This is a genomic window from Pseudomonas sp. NC02 (assembly GCF_002874965.1).
Taxonomy (GTDB): Bacteria; Pseudomonadota; Gammaproteobacteria; order Pseudomonadales; family Pseudomonadaceae; genus Aquipseudomonas.
This window is the reverse complement of sequence record NZ_CP025624.1, coordinates 712150-730491: the sequence shown is the minus strand read 5'-3', so window position 1 is coordinate 730491 and position 18342 is coordinate 712150. Positions and strand designations below refer to the sequence as shown.

Genomic DNA, 18342 nt, shown 5'->3' with positions numbered 1-18342 from the left:
GATTCCAACGAGTCTCTCGTCTTTTTTATTGGCCAATGAATGGCTTTGCGAACCGTGTCCCAGAACCCGGCGGGCCTAGCGAAAACGCTGCAGCAGTTTTGACCATGGAGTGTCCTATGCGCGCCTTGACGCCTTTGTTTCTGCTCACCCTCATTGCTGCCAGCGTCCATGCCGAGACCCTGCCCAGCTACCTCAACAGCAACGACACCATTCGCAACCTGCCGGTACCCAACCTCCCCGCCGATGCCTATCGCCCGGTCACCCCACAGACCCAACTGCCCGAGCCGGCGGCAACCCAGGGCCAGCCATTGTTGATGGACACCAAAGTGACCATCCGCAAGCTGCAAATCGACGGTGGGACGATCTACCCGCTTCAGGATGTGGCCAAGGTTTTCGAACCGCTGATTGGCCATGAAACCAACCTGGCACAACTGATCGAAGCCACCCGCGGCATCACCCGCCGCTACCAGCAGGACGGCTATCTGTTGTCCTACGCGTACCTGCCCGACCAGCGCTTCGAAAACGGCCTGGTGCGCGTGGTGCTGGTGGAGGGCTACATCAAGGATTACAACGTGCAGGGCGACATTGGCTCGGTCTCGGCCTACGTCGACAAACTGGCGGCCAAGCTGCTGGCCGAGCGCCCGCTGACCCGCAAGACCTTCGAACGCTACACCACCTTGATGGGCCGCATTCCAGGTGTAACGCTGCAGGCGCAAGTACCGCCGCCGGGCACCACCGATGGCGGCACGCGCATGCAGATCCAGGCCTCGCGCAAACCCTTCACCAGCAGCATGAGCATGACGGACGACAGCCGTGGCGGCCTGCAAGCCCTGATCACCGGCACCAGCAATTCCCAGACATCCATGGGCGAACAACTGAGCGTCAGCGGCCTGTTCCCGCCCGGCGAGGACAAGGAGCACTACTACCGCCTGGGCTACAGCCAGTTCGTGAATGCCGAGGGCACTCAACTGGTGGTCAACGCCGAGCGCTACCGCGCCGACCCGCGCAGCAACGTGCAGCTGGACGGCGGTTTTGAACTCAAGCCACACCAGGAGGTTGACCGCTACTCCGTCGGCCTCAGCCATCCGCTGATTGCCTCCCCTACCGAGTCATTGACCCTGGGCACGCGACTCTATGCCGTGGACCAGACCACCCGTTATCAACTGGTGGGTTTCCCGCAACGTTTCGACCTGGAAACCAACCTGCGCGCCCTGGCGTTCGAAGGTGACTGGCGCAAATCCGACACGCGCCAACTGCGCATTCTCAGCGCCGGCCTGTACCAGGGCATCGACGGCCTGGGCGCCAGCACCCGGAGTGACTTCGAGGGTATAAAACCCGACATCGACTTCTTCCGCCTGCGCGTCTCGGGCGTACAGAGCGACAAGTTCTTCGACAACTGGCAAGGCGTGGCATCGGGTGCCTTCTACTGGAGCAACGACACCCTGCCCGACAGCGAACGCGCGACGTTCGGCGGGCAGAATTTCGGGCGTGGTTACCCGGATGACCAGGGCTCGGGCGACAAGGGCTGGGGCGTGGCGTATGAGGTCAACTACAGCTTCAACCGCAGTGGCGAGTGGGTAAAAATCCTGCAGCCGTACGTGGTGCTCGACAAGGCCAAGACCTGGTTCAACGAACTGCCGGCCAAGGGCAACAACATGTCATCGGCAGCAGTGGGCCTGCGCTTCGGGGATAACAAGTACTACAACATCGCGCTGGAAGCGGCCAAGCCAATGTCGGATATCGCCCTGGACAGCTTCAATCGGCGGCCACGGTATACCCTGAGTTTCAGCTACCAACTCTGAACCCTGTGGGAGCGAGCTTGCTCGCGAAGAACGTCCAGACAACGCGGGGAACCAGACTGCCCGCGTTATCGTTGACGTTTTTCGCGAGCAAGCCCGCTCCCACACAAGCTCGCTCCTACATCAATCTGATTTTGGGGATGGGGAAGAGGTTGTTGAGGGTATCGATCAAGCGCACCAGGTAGATCGGCTTGCGGAACAGGTCCAGCACCTGCAGGCGCAGCATGTCACTGACATCATCCATCTCGGCGTGGCCGGACATGACGATCACCGGCAAGTGCTGGCGAGCGGTGTGTTCGCGCAGACGCTTGATCAAGGAAATACCACTTTCCTCGGGCATGCGCAGGTCGGTAATCACCAGTGCGATATCGGGGTGCAGGGTCAGCTCCTGCAAGGCAAAGGTGACCGAGGTCGCGGTAAAACAGACAAAGCCTTCATTCTCCAGCGACTCGGCCAGTTCAATAAGGGCGTCCTCTTCGTCATCCACCAAAAGGATTTGTTGCCGGGGAGCCGAAGAGGAGTTCATGTGGAAATGCCTGATACGCAATAGATCATTCAGCGGAACCTGCACGTTTAGGCGAGTACCGGGGTCAGGTATGAATGCCGGCCTGTATCGAGTTGAAGACGCCGGTTATGGCCGTCCGGATAGGTGTAATAAAAGCAGCCAGCGCCACAGCGACCATCGCCGCAACCAGTGCGTATTCGATACCCGATGCGCCCTCTTTGGAATAGAAAAAAATCTGGACTTTGATGAAACCCATGCGAATAAGATCAAGGAACATAATGACTTCTCCTTTGCGCCCACGGCGCTGGTATCGCGGCATCACAAAAATGATTTCGGTGTGCCACTAGAGCATTGTCAACAAACCCCAGACCAACAACTGTAAGAACTGATTAATCACAAAGTATTAGTCGGCCGGCTGACGCCAAAAATCCAACTTTCGCAGAGGTTTCTGGAGATATTTTTCGCCCGGTAATGGCGTTTTGTCTTAGCTGAACTACCTTCAAATAGCGAAATAGTTAGAAGCTTGAAGCGATCTGGATACGCAAGCATTAGTGGGAATAGCAGTGGATGCAGCAGGAAAGGGAGAGCCTTCATGAACAGTCGGATTAGCTTGATCCTCGCCGGGCTGCTGTTGGTAGGTGCACTGATTGCAGGCTACTGGGGCCTGGTACTCAGCCGCCCTGCCCCTGTCGCACCGCCCGTGCCCCAAACGCCTGAAGTCGTGCAACCCGTAGCCGAAGACCAGACACGCCAACCCGTGGTGGTGCTGGCCCATGACGTTGCACCTTTTGTTGCGCTCACCGCCGCCGACCTGACCCTGGAAAAACTGCGCACGGTTCCCGCCGGCAGCCTCACCAGCCTCGACCAGGCCGTGGGCAAGATCCCGTGGCGGCCGCTGTCGGCCGGGACCTGGCTGACCGAGGAGAGCTTCAACTCCGGCGGCACCGTGGCGCGAATGATCCGCCCTAACGAACGCGCGCTTGCCGTCGCCGTGGATGAAGTGATCGGCGCCAGCGGGCAACTCTCCCCGGGGGACTATGTGGACGTCCTGCTCTTCCTGCGCCAGGAAGCCAGCAACCCGCAGCAGTCCGCACAAATCGTGGTGCCCGCCTTGCGCCTGCTGGGCGTCGGCGATCAACTGGGGCTGACCAACGACGGCACGCCCGGCTCCGTGCCACCGACCACCCCCGACGAAAAACTCAAGGCGCAGCAGAGTCGCGCCAGCGCGCGCACGGTACTCCTCGCCGTACCGGAGGAGCTCCTGAGCCGGCTGATGCTCGCAGCCCAGTCCGGCGTACTGCGCCTGGCTGTACGCAGTGCCGACGAACAACTGCTGAGCCAATACTGGGCCGGTGAAACGGAGTCCGCGACCCACCTGGAAAACACCCGGCGCGAGCTCTACCAGTTCAACCAGCTGGCCTTCAGTACAGCGCCGGTCAACGGCCTGAGTCCCGCCGGCAATGGTGCGCCAAGGCGTTCAGGCGTCGAAGTAATACGTGGCAATCAGGTTACCCAACAAACGCCCTGAAAGAGCTAAGGATGCCTTGAATGAGCAGTCGTTTCGTGTGGTCTTTTTCGCGAATTTTCTGGGCACTTCTCACCCTGAGCCTGCCTGTCGGCGTTGCACTGGCAGCACCCGGCAACTGCACGGGCCTGGGCCAGCTGCCGGCAGTGCTGGAGGTGGGTGAAGGCGCTCAACAGGCTATCCAGTCGCCGGTGCCGATTACGCGGCTGGCCATTGGCGATCCGAAAGTGGCCGATGTGCAGGTCAACGGCAACCAGGCGTTCCTGCTCACCGGCATCGCCTCGGGCACCACCAGCCTGATGGTCTGGACGGCCTGCTCCAGCAGCCCGCGCCAAAGCATGGTGTTCGTCAAGGGCAAGGCCACGTCGGCCCTGACCAGCCTGGCCCTGTCGCCGTCCGATGACCCGACCCTGCCCAGCCAGGTGCAAACCGACATCCGCTTTGTGGAAGTGAGCCGCACCAAACTCAAGGAGGCCAGTACCTCGATCTTTGGCCGGGGCGGCAACTTTCTGTTCGGCGCCCCGAACAATGTTGCCAATGCGGCGGCCACAGGATTCCGTGGGCTCCCGGTGAACAACGACACCTTCAACATCGGCTTTGGCGGCGGCCGTGTCTCGGCCATGATCAACGCCCTGGAAAGCAGCGGCTTTGCCTACACCCTGGCCCGGCCGAGCCTGGTGGCGCTCAGTGGCCAAAGTGCGACCTTCCTCGCCGGTGGTGAAGTACCGATCCCGGTGCCCAGCAGCGGCAGCAACACCATCTCCATCGAATACAAAGAGTTCGGTATTCGCCTGACCCTGACCCCGACCGTCATCGACCATGGGCGGATTTCCCTGAAGGTCGCGCCAGAGGTCAGTGAGCTGGACTACACCAACGCGGTCAACATCCAGGGGATCTCCGTGCCGGCGCTGACCATCCGGCGCACCGACACCAGCATCTCCCTGGCCGACGGCGAAAGCTTCGTGATCAGCGGCCTGATCAGCACCAACAACACCTCCAGCGTCAGCAAATTCCCGGGCCTGGGTGACATCCCGATCCTCGGTGCATTCTTTCGCGACTCCAGCATCAACCGCCAGGAAAAAGAGCTGCTGATGATCGTCACCCCGCACCTGGTACAGCCGCTGGCCGCCAACGCCCAGTTGCCCTCGTTGCCTGGGGAAAAGCTGCGCAATTACGACCCGAACTGGTACCGCCTGTACTTCCTCGAAAACGGCAATTTCGACCGCCGCAGTGGACTGTCCGAATGAGTGAGAGCCTGAGCCAGACCTTTTTGGCAATTACCCGCAACACCACGGATCTGGAATGGCTTCAGGGCGCGCTCGCGCCCCTGGGGCAAGTGGTCAGCGCCGGTGCCGGCAGCCTCGACGAACTGTTGGCACTGGTAGACGTGACGTTCGCCAACCTGGTGTTCATCGGCCTGGACCGGGAACACGTCACCACCCAGTGCGCCCTGATCGAAGGTGCCCTGGAAGCCAAGCCGATGCTTGCCATTGTGGCCTTGGGCGATGGCATGGACAACCAGCTTGTACTGAACGCGATGCGCGCCGGCGCACGGGATTTCGTGGCCTACGGCTCGCGCTCCAGTGAGGTTGCCGGCCTGGTTCGGCGCCTGAGCAAACGCTTGCCGGCGGTCACCCCGAATACCCATTTGGGCGGGCTGACCGTGCTCTACGGCACCCAAGGCAATGCCGACGGCGCGCTGATCGCCAGCCACCTGGCGCTGGTGGTACAAAAAAGCGGGCAGCAAACGCTGTTGCTCGACCTGGGCCTGCCACTCGCTGACAGCCTCGCACTGCTGGGGCTGGAGAGTTCTTTTCATTTCGGCGACGCCCTGCGTCACTTGCGGCGCCTGGACTCAACCCTGATCAACAGCGCCTTCACCACCGCCGAAGCCGGTCTGCGCATCCTCGCCTACCACAACAACGACGAGCCCCTGGAGCGTACCAGCGCGGCCGAGCTGTACATGTTGCTCAGCGCCCTGCGCCAGCACTTCCAGCACATCGTGGTGAACCTGACCGGCCAACCCGACAGCGAAGCCTTGCGCACCTTTGTCAGCCATTGCGACAAACTGCTGTGGTGCACCGACCAAAGCGTGCCGGACTGCCGCCGCAACCTGGCCGTACTCAACCTGTGGCGGGAAAAAGGCATGAAACTCGACCATGCCCGCCTGCTGGTAGACCGCTACCTAAAGGGGGCCGCCCCGGACTCGGAGGCACTGGGCAATAGCTTCGGGCTGGAGGTAATCGCCGTCCTGCCCTGGAGCCCGGAAGTGCGCCTGAGTGCCAAGAACCAGGCCCAGACCCTGTTCTCCCTGGCCCCACGGGAAGCCCTGACACAGACGTTGCGCGGCTTGGGTGAGCGCCTGGCAAAACGCTCCGAGGGCCTGGAAAAACCCTCCACCAATTGGCTCAACCGCCTTCTGAGGACCAAATGAACGGCGAGAAGCTGTTTGGCGTCGCCCCGCGCGGCAACGTCGGCAACACTGATCACGACGGCCTGAAGCTGGTGCTGCATCGCTACATCATCGATGCCATCGAGGATTCGGGAAAAAATCTGCTGGAAGGCACACGCCAGTCCCTGGCGCAGTTTGTGATCGACAAGGTGGCCGAATACATTACACGTATGCACCTGGCGATTTCCCGCTATGAGATGGAGCGCCTGGCCGAAGAGATCGTCGATGAGCTGACCGGTTTCGGCCCGCTGGAAGTGCTGCTGCGCGACCCGACCGTCACCGAGATCCTGGTCAACGGCCCGCACCGGGTATTCGTCGAACGCGATGGCCTGCTGCAACAAAGTGACTTGCGCTTCATTGACGACCACCATGTCGAGCGGGTCATGCAGCGCATCCTCGCACCCCTGGGACGCCGGCTGGATGAGTCGTCGCCGATGGTCGATGCGCGCCTGCCCGATGGCAGCCGGGTCAATGCGATCATTCCGCCGATTGCCCTGGACGGGCCGTGCCTGTCGATTCGAAAGTTTCGCAAGGACATGCTTAAAAGCAGCGACCTGGTGGCCATGCAAACCATCGACCAGGCCATTTTCGATTTTTTCAAGGAAGCCGTCGGCAAGCGCTGCAACATCCTGATCAGCGGCGGTACCGGCACCGGTAAAACCACACTGCTGAACATTCTCAGCCAGTTGATCAACCCCCGCGAGCGCCTGGTCACCATCGAAGACGTGGCCGAGTTGCAACTGGGCCATCCCCACGTTGTGCGCCTGGAAACCCGCCCGCCCAATGCCGAGGGGCATGGGGAAGTGAAGGCCAGTGACTTGATCCGCAACGCCCTGCGGATGCGCCCCGACCGGATCATCCTCGGCGAGATCCGGGGCGTGGAGGTCATCGATGTGTTGACCGCCATGAACACCGGCCACGACGGCTCGATGAGTACCGTGCACGCCAACAACGCCCAGGACGCCTTGCTGCGCCTGGAAACCCTGGTGGGCCTGACCGGCCGGGTCGTCGCGGAAAAAACCCTGCGGCAAATGATCTGCGCGGCGCTGGATGTGGTGATCCAGCTGACGCGCCTGCCCGATGGCCGCCGCTGTGTCAGCGAAGTGGTGGAAGTGGTGGGCATCCGCGAAGACGTGTACGTCACCAACACCCTGTTTCGCCACGACAAGCGCACCGGCTTTGGCTTCCTGCGCGAAGCGGTCAACCCGGCCGGTGACAAGTTGCGTCACGAAGGTCACCTGCCGGTGTAGGAGGCAACCCGATGATCGGTCCGATTCTGCTCGCCCTACTCGCCGTAGCCCTTCTGGTGCTGGGGATAGGCCTGATGCGCAACGGTTTGCGCAAGGCCCAGACCGACCGGGTATTGGAACGCCTGGCCGAAGGGCAACCCCAGGCCATGAAAGACAACGCGGTGACCACCAGCCTGGAACGCACGTTTATCCGTGCAGGCCTCGGCCGGCCAACTGAGCGCCTCGGCCTGTGGCTGACCCTGTGGGCCTTTGGCGCCCTGCTGGGGGGGCTCGTGGGCCAGTGGATAGGCTTGTTTGTGATGGTGGCGGCACCGCCCTTGGCACTGCGCCTGTACATCGCCGTACGCTACCAGCGGCGGCTGCGCCGGATGATCGAACAACTCCCGCAATTGCTCGATCACGCCGTACGCAGCCTGAAATCCGGGCGCACCCTGGCGGACGCCATCCTGAGCGGAATCGATGCCAGTGACGACCCGTTGAAAAAGTCCATGGGCCGTATCAAGCGCAATGTGCAATTGGGTGTCAGCCTGCCGGAGGCCGCTCATGACTATGCCGAGTTTTATGAACAGGATGAATTGCGCCTGTTTGCCCTGGGCCTCAAGGTCAACCACCGCTACGGCGGCAACGCCAGTGAGCTGCTGGAAAACCTGATCAAGATGATCCGCGAGCGCGACCAGGGCGCACGGCAATTACGCGCCATGACCGGTGAAACCCGGGTGACCGCGCTGGTGCTGGCGGTACTGCCGGTGAGTGTCGCGGGCTACTTCCTGCTCGTTAATCCGACGTACCTGATGGCCATGTGGGATGACCACAGCGGCCAACGCCTGATGCTCGGTGCGTTCGCCTTGCAAGTCATCGGATGCGTGGCGCTGTGGCGCATGTTGCGGAGTATCTGAGATGGCGATACTGATCAGTGCCGTATTGTTTCTTGCCGCGTTATCACTGCTGCTGGCGAATATCCTGAGCAGTCGTCGTCAACAACGCGTGGTCGCCCAGCGGCTGCAGGGCGAGCCAAGCCGCAATGACAAAATGAGTGAGTGGTTGCACCAGTTGGGCAGCACCCGGATCGGCCAGCGCACCATCAGCCTCGATAACGAAACCCAAATCCTGCTCAACCGCATGGGCTGGAGAAAAACCAGCCAACGCTCGATGTTCGCCGCTTGCCAGATCGGTTCACCGATAGTTTTGCTGGGGCTGACCGCGATGACACTGGAGCTGTTCTTTCCCGGCACCGAGCATGAGTTTGTGATCTTCCTGCTGGGCCTGATCATCGGCTACCTGCTGCCCAAGCGAATACTGGTGGCACTCGCCAAAAGGCGCCAGGGGAAAATCTCCCGGGAAGTAGCGACCTTCATCCCCCTGGTGCGCATTCTGTTTGAGTCAGGCATGGCCGTGGAGCAGGCGCTGCGGGTCATGGCCTACGACGCGCAAAAGTTGCTGCCGGTACTGACCGCCGAACTGCGCTTGGTGCTGGCACGCGTCGATTCCGGGCTGGAGTTGGGGGAGGAATTGAACAAGGCCAGCCAGATGCTGGACGTCGATGAACTCAGCGACACGTGCCTGATCCTCCAGCAGCTTCTGCATCAGGGCGGCGGGGCGATGAAGTCGCTGCAATCGCTCAAGCAGTTGCTGGATGACCGGCGCCTGACCCGCCTGCAGGAATACATTTCCAAGATGTCCGCCAAAATGTCCGTGGTGATGATGCTGTTCCTGTTTCCCGCATTACTGATCGTATTGGCCGGCCCTGGCTTTATCGCCATCGCCAAAGCCTTCGTGCCTTGAGAGGACATGCAATGAAGACATTGATGGTCGCCTGCAGCCTGTTGTTGTTAAGTGGTTGCGCCAGTAACGGGCAACTGCCGTGGGCGGGTTTCAGCGCGCAGGGCAGTTGTGCCAAGCCCAACTCCAATCAGGAGTTATCGCTGAACCTGGCCGACGACATGGCCAACGAGGGCAAGCTGCACGCCAGCCTGGCCAACCTGCAAAACCTGCCGGACAACCTGCCCCAGGTGCGCCAGCGCCAGGCCAAGGTGTACCGCCTGCTGGGCCGCAGCGAAGCCGAACCGTTGTACCGCAGCCTGCTCGGCACCTGCATGGCTGCCGAAGGCGAGCACGGGCTCGGCCAGCTGGCAGCGGCCAGGGGAGACAACGGCCAGGCCATGGCGCACTTGCAACGCGCGGCCAGGATGTCGCCCACCGACGAGAAAATCCGCAACGACCTGGGCGTGGTGTACCTCAATCAACGGCGCGTGGAAGATGCACGCTTCGAATTCCTGACGGCCATGGAGCTCAAGCAGAGCGATCAACTGGCGGCGATCAATCTGGTGACGCTGATGATCTACCAGGACAACTGGGAACAAGCCGCACAAGTGGCCAGCCGCATGGGCCTGAGCCCGGAACAAGTGACGCAAGCCCAGGCCCGGGCGCAGCAACTCAAGGCGCCCGTCTCACCGACGACAGCGCCAAAAGATCAGGTCGCAACCGTAGGCGACGTGCTGCAAGCGCCGGTCAAATAGGTCTCTAAAGGGAGTACACACGATGAAATTCACACTGCTCGCCACGCTGCTGTTCGCCAGCCTGCCGCTGACGGTGCTGGCTATTGAGCCGGGGCCTTCTTCGCCACAGCAAAAACAGACCGAAGGCTGGCTGCAACTGCAGGTCAGTGGCGAACGCGCATCTCCCATCCGGCAGAAGGCCACGCCCGCTGAACGCGACCAGGCCATGCAACGCCTGCTGGACAGTTACAAACACCCTATTCCTGAGTACTACGACCAGAAACTGGGCGGCAACACCCCAGGCAGCAACAACTAATGCGCAGTGACGCGCTGGCGCGCCGCAGAATTGTTCGGCGATAACGCCAGCGCCAACTGGGTTCGGTTGTGCATATGGGTCAGGCGCAGCACTTGGGACACGTAGAGTTTCACGGTGTTTTCAGTGATGCCCAGCTCACAGGCAATCTGGTAGTTGGTCTGGCCCTTGCCTACCAGCCTTGCGACATCCAGTTGGCGGGGCGACAACTGATTGAAGATCGCCGGTATTTCAACCCGGTCAGTGTCGCTGACTTCACCCTCGGCTTCAGTCGACAGGCCGGATTGCGGACTGCTGCGCACCTTGTCGAGGTCATGATAAAGGTCATCGATGGACGCCGAGAGAAACTGCAGCTTCTGGTTCAGGTGCCCCAGGTCGAGATCTTTCTGTCGGTCCTGCAGCGCGACCACCTGGCGTTGCAACCCTTCGAGCAGCTCGCCCAAATTGATCGGCTTCTGGTAGTAATCGGCAATCCCGGCGCGCAAGGCCTTGATCACGTCCTGCTTGTCTGCACGCCCGGTCAGCATGATGGCCTCAAAGACCCGTTGCTTGCCGGCCAGGTGTTGCAGGGCCTGGACCAGTTCGATGCCATCCATCTCGGGCATATGCAGATCGCACAGCACCAGGCCGATCTCGGCATCGTCGCGAAAACGCTCGATGGCTTCCTGGCTGGATGCGCAAGGGACGCAACGGTAACCGTTGCTTTCAAGAAATTCGCAAAGCTCTTCCACGATCAAAGGCTGATCGTCCACCACGAGCACTTTCACTTGAGAGGTAAGCTTGTTCACGCGCTACTCCATGCCTGGCAAGCAAAAGGACCGATGTATCCATTCCGACCATTTTTCCTATGCAACTTACCCATAAACGTAGACGTACTTTCCTACTATGTACATAGCGATACCCTACGTGGCGACTAATGGGATCCAAAACCAGGACAGGCAAAAACCAATCAGTAAAAAAGGCACGAACGGCTGCCTGGCCGAATGTGCCGGATCAAGGTACTGCAAGGTATTCCTAAGCCCTTGATTCATCAGCGGCCACACCCTGGGCGCCAGCAACAGCCAGGCTGCGCTCGCGAGGCCGGCGCCGATAAAAGTGCCCAGTACGTAGAGGTAGTCGGTTGCCAGCCCCAATGCCGCGATCAGCTTCACGTCACCGGCGCCCAGGCGGCCCAGCGCGTACCCCGGCAGGGTGAACAACAACGCCAGGACAAAGGCCACACCGCCCTCGACAGCCGGTGCACCGAGCCAGGTCGTACCGCTCCAGAACAGGTAACCCAACGCCAGCAAGGCTGCGCCGAGGGTCAAACGGTTGGAGACCTGACGTAGACGGATATCTTGCACAGCGCACAGCGCGAGCCAAACGACCAGGACGAGGCTTTGAATCACGTAAAAAAAATCCCTTTTTGCTGAATGATTCTATGCTGATATCAGGTAGTAGTAGTCAGGGTAGACGAGTCATGAAAAAAGGCCTCGCTAAAAAGCAAAAAGGTGCCGCCGCGCTGGAGTTCGCGATGGTCTTCATGATTTTTTTTGCCATTTTTTATGGCCTGGTCAGCTACAGCTTGCCGTTATTGCTGATGCAGTCCTTTACCCAGGCCGCCGCCGAAGGCGTAAGACGTAGCGTCGCGCTGGACCCCGCCACGCCTGGCTACGTCACGGCACTGCCGCTGCAGGCCGTCAGTGCGGCGCAGGCACAACTGGCGTGGATCCCCTCCCAGTTCAAATTCCTTCCCGGGTACGTGACGGCCGTCTACAACTCGTCAGGCGTGTTGACGGTGTACATCAACTACCCGACGTCCAGCCTCCAAAGTGTGCTGCCGTTCCTGGTACTGCCAGGCATCGGTACCGTCCCCGCCCTGCCTCCCATGCTGTCCGCCCAGTCGAGCATGCAGTTTTGACCTCAGGCGATAAACTCTTCGGCCGCCTGCTCGGACGTGGCAACCAGCTGCCTGCTGACGCACCGGCAGCGATCCCGGCAACCGCCGCGTTGTTGTTCTACCTGGACGCCCAGGGCCGCGTAATGGATGTCCATGGCCCGCTTCGCCATCGACTCGAACACCCCGCTGCGCAACAGCAACAGGCACCCTCGCTGCTCGACTACCTCACTGCGGCGAGCCGCCTGGTGATCGAGGGCACGCCCAGCGACTGGCAGGGGCAAAGCCTGGACCTGGAGCTCAAGGGGCTCGCCGGGCAAACCCTGCATACCCGTGGCTGGGTTCAACCCGAAGGCAAGGGCTGGCTCCTGCAATTGCTGGACATTGGCGACCTGATTGCCCATCGCCAACTCACCCAGGTGCGCGAACACAATCAACGGGTGAGCGACCAGATCAGCGAGCAACTGCGGGTCTGCAGCCTGGTGCGCCTGCCCGAAGTACTGCAAGACACTCTGCAGGCTATTTCCCAGCACTGGCACATCCCCTGCGTCGCCATCGCCTTGCTGGATGAGCAGGGCCAGGCGTGGTGCATCGAGGGCTGTTACACCGCCCACGATGCGCCGGTACTCTGGAGCAACGGCCAAGCCCTGGGCTCCAGCCTCGACAGCCTGGGCGGCACGGCGCCAGTGAGCCTGGAGGTAAACCGTGGCCACAGCGAACACCCACGCCTGCAAGGCCTGTTCGGCAATACCGATGGTTTTCTGGTGCCCTACCGCGACGGACTGGGCGTGGGCGCATGGCTGCTGTGCGGGGTGTATCACCGCCAGGAACACACCAGCGACCGTGACTGGTTGCAACTGACCGCCGCCCTCGCGGCACCGCTGCTCGGCCGCCTGCGCGAACTGCGCCATCAACAGCAGCTGGAACGCCTCGACGCGCTGCAAGGATTGCTCGGCACCGGCTGGTGGGAGCTGTCCCCACACACTGAAGACCTCGAACTCGCCCCACCGCTGCTGCACACCCTGAGCCAAGGCGAGGCCATCACACCGCTGTCGCTACCCATGTGGCTCAAGCTGATTCACCCTGCCGACCGGGAAGAACTCGCCAGCCGCCTGCAAGACCTGAAGACCCTGGGCAAACCGCTGTCCACCAGCGTGCGCCTGCAACGTGCCGACGCGGCGCTTAACCCCATCTGGTATCGCGTGCAGGGGCAAGCGTTGGGCTCGGGTGAGCATCGCCGCCTGGTGGGCTTCATGCTCGACATCAGCGACATAAAAAACCAGGAGCAACAGGCCGCCGCCGCCCACGCACGCCTGGATAACCTGATCGCCAGTTCCCCGGCTGTGATCTATGTGCAGCGCTACGTCGAGGGCACGCTGCAACCGGTGTTCTTCAGCGACAGTTTGCTGCCGCTGCTTGGCCGCACCCTGGCCGACTTCACCCCGGCGACGCTGAACCAGTGGATCCACCCCGAAGACCGCGACCTCTACTTCGACCGTACCCGCCAACTGCTGCGCGAAGGCAGCGTGCGCAGTCGCTACCGGGTGCTCGACACACAGGGCAATTACCACTGGCTGCTGGATGAAGCCCGGCTGCTGCGCGACGACCTCGGGTTGCCCGTGGAAGCCGTGGGCCTGTGGCTGGATGTGACCGAGACGACCCTGGCGGCGCAACGGGTCAAGGAAAGCGAGGAGCGCTATCGAATCCTCGTGGAAGACTCCCCGGCCATGATCTGCCGCTACCTTCCGGACCTGACCCTGACCTTCGGCAACACGCCCCTGGCCAACTACATGGAATGCCTGCCTGGACAGCTGCCGGGCATGAACCTCAGCCAATGGTTGTCGGACGAACAACACGAGGCGTTTGTACTGCGCATCCGCCAGCTCACCCCGGAATTCCCGGTGAGCACCGCCGAAATCAGCCTGCAACTGCCGGGGCACACACATGCCTGGTGGGTGTGGTCGGACCGGGGCGTGTTCGACGAACAGGGCCAATTGCAGGAAGTGCAGGCCGTGGGCCGCGACAACACCGAAGTGCGCCGCTCCCAGCAGCAACTGACCCAAAGCGCCAAAATGGCCACCCTCGGCGAAATGGCCACCGGCCTGGCCCATGAGATCAACCAGCCGTTGAATGTGATGCGCATGGCCATCGTCAACGTGCTCAAGCGCTTGAGCAACGGTGATGCACAAATCGACTACCTGACGGAAAAACTCCAGCGTATCGACTCCCAGGTCCAGCGCGCAGCCCGCGTGGTAGACCACATGCGGGTGTTCGGCCGCCGTTCGGAAGTCGAACAGCAGCCCTTCAACCCGGCGCAAGCGGTGGAAGGCACCCTGTCGCTGCTCAGTGAAGGCATGCGCGGCAAAGGCGTGGACCTGCGCGTGGCACAGCTAGACGTGACGGTGCAGGTCAAAGGCTATGTCGACCAGCTGGAGCAGGTGCTGATCAACCTGATGGTCAACGCCCGCGATGCCCTGCTGAGCAAACGCGAACACGACCGCGACCTGCAACCGTGGATCTCGGTGCAGATCGAGCACGACAGCCGCCACGTACGCATCTGGGTCGAGGACAACGGCGGCGGGATTGACCCGCGGCTGCTGGAGCGGATTTTCGAGCCGTTCTTCACCACCAAGCCGATTGGCGTGGGCACCGGCCTCGGGTTGTCAGTGAGCTACGGCATTGTCGAGAACATGGGCGGCCGGTTGAGCGTCGCCAACAGCGAGCATGGGGCGAAGTTCTGTGTGGAGCTGCCGGTGGTTGAAGCCTAATTCACCAGAGCCGCTTGCCCATGCGGCCGACAACTGAGGTTGGCGCCCACTTCCACCGCGTTCAGGTTAACCCCAAGGTTCGACAACAGGCTGTTCACCACCGGGTCCAGAATAGGGCTGAGCACTCCGCCAATCACGGTGCCCAAGGTGCTGTTGAGCCCGTTTAGCACTGTGCCCGCCGTCGTCAATAACCCTCCCAGCAGATTGAACCCCGTTGGCTTGTAGACCTGGAACTGGATACCGCTCAACGCGTTACTGATCGCGCTGAGAAGGCTGGCTGTCGATGAGGCGTAGTACTGCGGCGGCAGGTTGATTTCCGGCGGTTGGAGGTACGTGTGGGGGGGCAAGGCACTTGTCGCAGCGCCCACCGGACTGTTGACGCTCAAGCCCAGGCCGCCCCCGTAAAACGCTTTGCGGGTGGACGGATCACAAGTGGTAGGCCCCAGGCCCAGCAAGGGTTTGAAACAGGTAATGGATCCGATATCCACCACCGGCACTGGAGGAATCGGATTAAGGGTGGTGTTGCTGTTAAACGCGTTGATCAGTTGCGGGCTCTGGCCAATTTGCACGGTAACGATCGAGGCATTGGTCTGGGTGGTCAGGGTCTTGGTAGCGTCGCTGACGCAGGTAAACCCGGTGACATAGCTTTCAGCCGTGCCCAGTTGAAGGACCACATCTATCCTGGCGGCCGGCGGGTTTGAGGATGACGACAGCACCTGCAAATTCGTCATCTGGCAATAACCACCCAGTACACACAGCACCGAGCTGATGGTGCCTCCCAGGTTCAAGCTCAACAAGTTGTTCAAAACGTCCGAAAGTGGCCCGATCAAGCCGTTCAGGGCGGCCTGCACCGCGGGAGAGTCCAGCGGTGGCAACCCTAACGTCAGGCCGACGCTGATCTGAGCCGTTTTTACGTAAATGCGGGTTGCTGAAGTTTTATCCACGGCAAACCGCGGATCGCCAATAGCGGACAACTGCGGTGGCTGAATCACCTTGACCTGAACACCTGCATTCACCAGGCCCGGAATATTCACCGGGATGGTCGCCACCACCCCGTTCTTGGTATTGGCCAATTGCACAAAGGCTTCGGCCAGCTGGAACACATTCAGGCTGGTATTCAGCCCCGCCGACACCGCCCCCGTTTGCAGCTGCAGCAGGCTGCCCAGGGTGACATCAAGGTTGCCGATTATCGCGTTGATACTGGTAAGACCGCTGACCGCCACGCTGGCTGTATTGCCTCCGGCACTGAGCACCGTAATGGCTGCGTCGACCAGTTGACTGATCTTGACCGTCTTGGTCAGCAGTTGATCGTAGGCTCCGGCCGTGACGCCCACGTTCAACGCCAGCTGGTTGAGGTAGCTGAGCAAGTTGATGTTGGTGTCTACCAGGCCCTGCCAGCCTGCCACGCTCAGGTTCAGTGAGCCGCCCAAGAGTTGGCCGAACAACAGGTTCAGTGCTGCTGATTTGCTCGAATCCACAGTGACCAGGGTCGATTTGATCGTCAGTTGCGCCTGAGGCGGCAGGATCTTCGGCGCCGCCACCGCGACGGCAGACAACTGGGTGTTGAAGTTGTAGCCGCTACCACTGAACAACGCCCAGACCCCCCCGGCAACGCTGGTCATGATCGGGCGCGAGGCAGTCACCTGGATGGCATCGGTCTTGGTCGCGTCTGCGGAGAACACCCGCTGGTTGGTGGCGCCGGTGGTCAGCACGCCGCATTTCACTATCAGGGCGTTTGCCGGCGGGATGACATAACCGTTGCGCACCGCGCTGGCACCGGCATAGGTGGGCGCGGTATTGGTGGCGGGCAGGCAATCCCCCTTACGCTGCACTGCCTCCAGTGCCGCCATATCGGCAATCCCCTGCAACTGGCGTTTTTCCAGGTACAAACGGCTGCTATCAACCACCAGCAACATGAATACCAGCACCATGCCCAGGGTCAAGACCGCCACCAAGCCAACCGCACCGCGCTGCCTTGCAGGCCCGGCGTGGTGACCGGAACGAAGTCGAAGAGACATCGAGCACTCCTTTGCCGGCACACTGCCGAGCGCTTACTCTCCTGTGTTGCTTGGGAGTGTAGTCAAGAGCGGCGGGGGCTGCAGGCCAGTCGCCATAGATCGACGACTGGCGGAGGGCTGATCAGGCGATCAATGCGGCGGGTAGTTGGAAAGCACCTTGGTCACCGTGGCACGAATAGCGGCACTGCGGTCTTGGGGTTCAGGCGAGCTGGCGAGGATCTGCTCATCGCTGCCACGCCACACCAGCTTGCCATCCTTGCCGTCGAGCAAGTCAATCTGGATGGTCGCGACCTTGTAGGTGATGTTGCGGGTTTCGTTATACATCGGCGCGCCCCAGTAACCATTCCACGGGCCGCCCCAGGCGCCGCCGTAATTGGTGGTGACTTGTTGCTGGCGGTCTTCGACGATCAGGTAGGTCTGTACATTCAGGTCAGCCTTGGTGCCCGGCGCGGCAGGACGCAGGCCACGCTGGTCGAGCTGCTCGCCCACGGCCTGGCGGATGCGCTGTTCGGTGAGGTCACTCTTGATCCGCGGGTCATCCGGGCGGTATTGCAGCGCGGGTTCTTTCCAGCTCCAGCTGCGGTAGGCGCCAAAGTCCCGGCTGGCGTCGAAATCATGGTTGACCTGGCTGGTCTGGCAACCGCCCAGCAACACAACAACAGCAAGTGCAGCAATACGACGAAGCATGGTTTTTCTCCAAAAGACAATCCGGGCCTGAGATGAGAATAGCTGCTAACTGGGTGGGTAGGCAGTCATTGCCTTTTGCATCGCCTCACGCAGCGAGTCGGCGCGCTCGCTGAGGCTGCCCTGGCTCGTGGTTTCGGCGCTGGTGCTCCATACCGGCTGGCGGGTGCGCGCGTCGAACAGGCTGATGCGCGCCACGGCCACCGTCACTTCATAAGTGCGTACCACCGGCACCGTGTTGTACATGCCGTAGCCGTTGCCGTAGCGGTTATAGCCGCCGTAACCGTAGCCATAGTCGTCCTGGACCTGGCGCAGGCGTTTTTCCAGGCGCACGTCGGCGCTCACCAGCAGGTCGGGGGCGCGGTTGTCATGCAAGGGGCGCAGGCCGCGCTGGTCGAGGGCGCCGCTGACCGCCTCGGCAATCTGCGCCGAATCCGCCCAGGCCGAGCCCGCCGGCAGCTGGTTGTTGAGCCAGGCCCAACTGCGGTAGGCGCCGTAGTCGCGCACCGGCGCCGGGTAGGCGCTGGCATCAAAGGTGTTGGCCGCCTGGGCAGGCGCCGGCGGCATCGGGGCAGATGCCGCCACATACGGGTTGGGGCTTTGGCAACCCGCCAGGCCCAGGCCCAGCAGGATCAGTCCAAGACAGCGCTTCATTTC

Annotated in this window: 18 protein-coding genes; 11 read left to right on the top strand and 7 right to left on the bottom strand. The window is 61.5% G+C overall.

All coding sequences use genetic code 11. The features are described 5' to 3' along the window. The first annotated feature begins 116 nt into the window (after positions 1-116). Positions 117-1802 (top strand): ShlB/FhaC/HecB family hemolysin secretion/activation protein, encoded by a 1686-nt coding sequence (locus C0058_RS03295; RefSeq protein ID WP_087693095.1) that lies wholly within the window; start codon positions 117-119, stop codon positions 1800-1802. 115 nt (positions 1803-1917) lie between these two features. Here the strand turns inward: C0058_RS03295 and C0058_RS03290 are convergent, their stop codons facing one another. Both C0058_RS03290 and C0058_RS03285 read right to left on the bottom strand, forming a co-directional pair. After that, a complete protein-coding gene (locus C0058_RS03290; RefSeq protein WP_003212897.1) occupies positions 1918-2325 on the bottom strand; it encodes a response regulator in 408 nt (135 codons plus the stop codon). Between the two features lie 64 nt (positions 2326-2389). Further along, positions 2390-2581 carry a Flp family type IVb pilin gene (locus tag C0058_RS03285; RefSeq protein ID WP_008438993.1) on the bottom strand — a complete coding sequence of 64 codons (192 nt, stop codon included), beginning with the start codon at positions 2579-2581 and terminating at the stop codon, positions 2390-2392. Positions 2582-2896: 315 nt separating this feature from the next. Between C0058_RS03285 and cpaB the strand changes: the two genes are divergently transcribed. From cpaB to C0058_RS03245, 8 genes are read left to right on the top strand one after another with little or no spacing between them, the layout of a single operon-like run. Next, complete coding sequence (gene cpaB / locus C0058_RS03280; RefSeq protein WP_087693096.1) at positions 2897-3832, top strand: Flp pilus assembly protein CpaB; 936 nt, start codon at positions 2897-2899, stop codon at positions 3830-3832. A 20-nt stretch (positions 3833-3852) separates the two neighbouring features. After that, positions 3853-5076, top strand: coding sequence for a type II and III secretion system protein family protein (locus C0058_RS03275; protein WP_008438995.1), 1224 nt, complete (start codon positions 3853-3855; stop codon positions 5074-5076). After that, on the top strand, positions 5073-6263 hold the full coding sequence (locus C0058_RS03270) for a pilus assembly protein CpaE (RefSeq protein ID WP_008438996.1): 1191 nt from the start codon (positions 5073-5075) through the stop codon (positions 6261-6263). Before C0058_RS03275 ends, C0058_RS03270 begins: the two co-directional genes overlap by 4 nt. Next, a complete protein-coding gene (locus C0058_RS03265) occupies positions 6260-7531 on the top strand; it encodes a CpaF family protein (protein WP_008438997.1) in 1272 nt (423 codons plus the stop codon). Before C0058_RS03270 ends, C0058_RS03265 begins: the two co-directional genes overlap by 4 nt. 11 nt (positions 7532-7542) lie before the next feature. Next, a complete protein-coding gene (locus C0058_RS03260) occupies positions 7543-8427 on the top strand; it encodes a type II secretion system F family protein (protein WP_003212908.1) in 885 nt (294 codons plus the stop codon). A gap of 1 nt (position 8428) precedes the next feature. Then, on the top strand, positions 8429-9313 hold the full coding sequence (locus C0058_RS03255; protein WP_102368018.1) for a type II secretion system F family protein: 885 nt from the start codon (positions 8429-8431) through the stop codon (positions 9311-9313). A gap of 11 nt (positions 9314-9324) precedes the next feature. After that, a complete protein-coding gene (locus C0058_RS03250; protein WP_032899853.1) occupies positions 9325-10047 on the top strand; it encodes a tetratricopeptide repeat protein in 723 nt (240 codons plus the stop codon). 22 nt (positions 10048-10069) lie between these two features. Further along, entirely contained in the window at positions 10070-10342 is a 273-nt protein-coding gene (locus C0058_RS03245; RefSeq protein ID WP_008439006.1) for a DUF3613 domain-containing protein, read from the top strand. Here the strand turns inward: C0058_RS03245 and C0058_RS03240 are convergent. Both C0058_RS03240 and C0058_RS03235 read right to left on the bottom strand, forming a co-directional pair. Beyond that, positions 10339-11127, bottom strand: coding sequence for a response regulator transcription factor (locus tag C0058_RS03240; protein ID WP_003212915.1), 789 nt, complete (start codon positions 11125-11127; stop codon positions 10339-10341). The two genes, C0058_RS03245 and C0058_RS03240, sit on opposite strands and share 4 nt — an antisense overlap. Before the next feature lie 114 nt (positions 11128-11241). Further along, the gene (locus C0058_RS03235; RefSeq protein ID WP_003212917.1) at positions 11242-11727 is read right to left on the bottom strand and encodes a prepilin peptidase; all 486 of its coding nucleotides are present in this window, start codon (positions 11725-11727) and stop codon (positions 11242-11244) included. A gap of 71 nt (positions 11728-11798) precedes the next feature. Here C0058_RS03235 and C0058_RS03230 point away from each other — a divergent pair, with 71 nt between their 5' ends. Together C0058_RS03230 and C0058_RS03225 are read left to right on the top strand one after the other, a co-directional pair. Further along, positions 11799-12239, top strand: coding sequence for a TadE/TadG family type IV pilus assembly protein (locus tag C0058_RS03230; protein WP_003212919.1), 441 nt, complete (start codon positions 11799-11801; stop codon positions 12237-12239). Then, positions 12236-14983: a PAS domain-containing sensor histidine kinase gene (locus tag C0058_RS03225; protein WP_102368017.1), complete on the top strand. Its 2748-nt coding sequence runs from the start codon at positions 12236-12238 to the stop codon at positions 14981-14983. The genes C0058_RS03230 and C0058_RS03225 overlap by 4 nt, the downstream gene beginning before the upstream one ends. On the opposite strand, the gene C0058_RS03220 is transcribed toward C0058_RS03225, so the two are convergent. From C0058_RS03220 to C0058_RS03210, 3 genes are all read right to left on the bottom strand, one after another. Then, positions 14980-17001 (bottom strand): pilus assembly protein TadG-related protein, encoded by a 2022-nt coding sequence (locus tag C0058_RS03220; RefSeq protein WP_250884790.1) that lies wholly within the window; start codon positions 16999-17001, stop codon positions 14980-14982. The two genes, C0058_RS03225 and C0058_RS03220, sit on opposite strands and share 4 nt — an antisense overlap. A 129-nt stretch (positions 17002-17130) precedes the next feature. Next, positions 17131-17688 carry a DUF4136 domain-containing protein gene (locus C0058_RS03215; protein WP_003212927.1) on the bottom strand — a complete coding sequence of 186 codons (558 nt, stop codon included), beginning with the start codon at positions 17686-17688 and terminating at the stop codon, positions 17131-17133. A 45-nt stretch (positions 17689-17733) separates the two neighbouring features. Continuing rightward, positions 17734-18339: a DUF4136 domain-containing protein gene (locus C0058_RS03210; RefSeq protein ID WP_008439011.1), complete on the bottom strand. Its 606-nt coding sequence runs from the start codon at positions 18337-18339 to the stop codon at positions 17734-17736. Between the last annotated feature and the right edge of the window lie 3 nt (positions 18340-18342).

Coding starts and splice junctions, on each gene's coding strand:
- C0058_RS03295 (WP_087693095.1), top strand. CDS start 117: ATGCGCGCCTTGACGCCTTTGTTTCTGCTCACCCTCATTGCTGCCAGC.
- C0058_RS03290 (WP_003212897.1), bottom strand. CDS start 2,325: ATGAACTCCTCTTCGGCTCCCCGGCAACAAATCCTTTTGGTGGATGAC.
- C0058_RS03285 (WP_008438993.1), bottom strand. CDS start 2,581: ATGTTCCTTGATCTTATTCGCATGGGTTTCATCAAAGTCCAGATTTTT.
- cpaB (WP_087693096.1), top strand. CDS start 2,897: ATGAACAGTCGGATTAGCTTGATCCTCGCCGGGCTGCTGTTGGTAGGT.
- C0058_RS03275 (WP_008438995.1), top strand. CDS start 3,853: ATGAGCAGTCGTTTCGTGTGGTCTTTTTCGCGAATTTTCTGGGCACTT.
- C0058_RS03270 (WP_008438996.1), top strand. CDS start 5,073: ATGAGTGAGAGCCTGAGCCAGACCTTTTTGGCAATTACCCGCAACACC.
- C0058_RS03265 (WP_008438997.1), top strand. CDS start 6,260: ATGAACGGCGAGAAGCTGTTTGGCGTCGCCCCGCGCGGCAACGTCGGC.
- C0058_RS03260 (WP_003212908.1), top strand. CDS start 7,543: ATGATCGGTCCGATTCTGCTCGCCCTACTCGCCGTAGCCCTTCTGGTG.
- C0058_RS03255 (WP_102368018.1), top strand. CDS start 8,429: ATGGCGATACTGATCAGTGCCGTATTGTTTCTTGCCGCGTTATCACTG.
- C0058_RS03250 (WP_032899853.1), top strand. CDS start 9,325: ATGAAGACATTGATGGTCGCCTGCAGCCTGTTGTTGTTAAGTGGTTGC.
- C0058_RS03245 (WP_008439006.1), top strand. CDS start 10,070: ATGAAATTCACACTGCTCGCCACGCTGCTGTTCGCCAGCCTGCCGCTG.
- C0058_RS03230 (WP_003212919.1), top strand. CDS start 11,799: ATGAAAAAAGGCCTCGCTAAAAAGCAAAAAGGTGCCGCCGCGCTGGAG.
- C0058_RS03220 (WP_250884790.1), bottom strand. CDS start 17,001: ATGTCTCTTCGACTTCGTTCCGGTCACCACGCCGGGCCTGCAAGGCAG.
- C0058_RS03215 (WP_003212927.1), bottom strand. CDS start 17,688: ATGCTTCGTCGTATTGCTGCACTTGCTGTTGTTGTGTTGCTGGGCGGT.
- C0058_RS03210 (WP_008439011.1), bottom strand. CDS start 18,339: ATGAAGCGCTGTCTTGGACTGATCCTGCTGGGCCTGGGCCTGGCGGGT.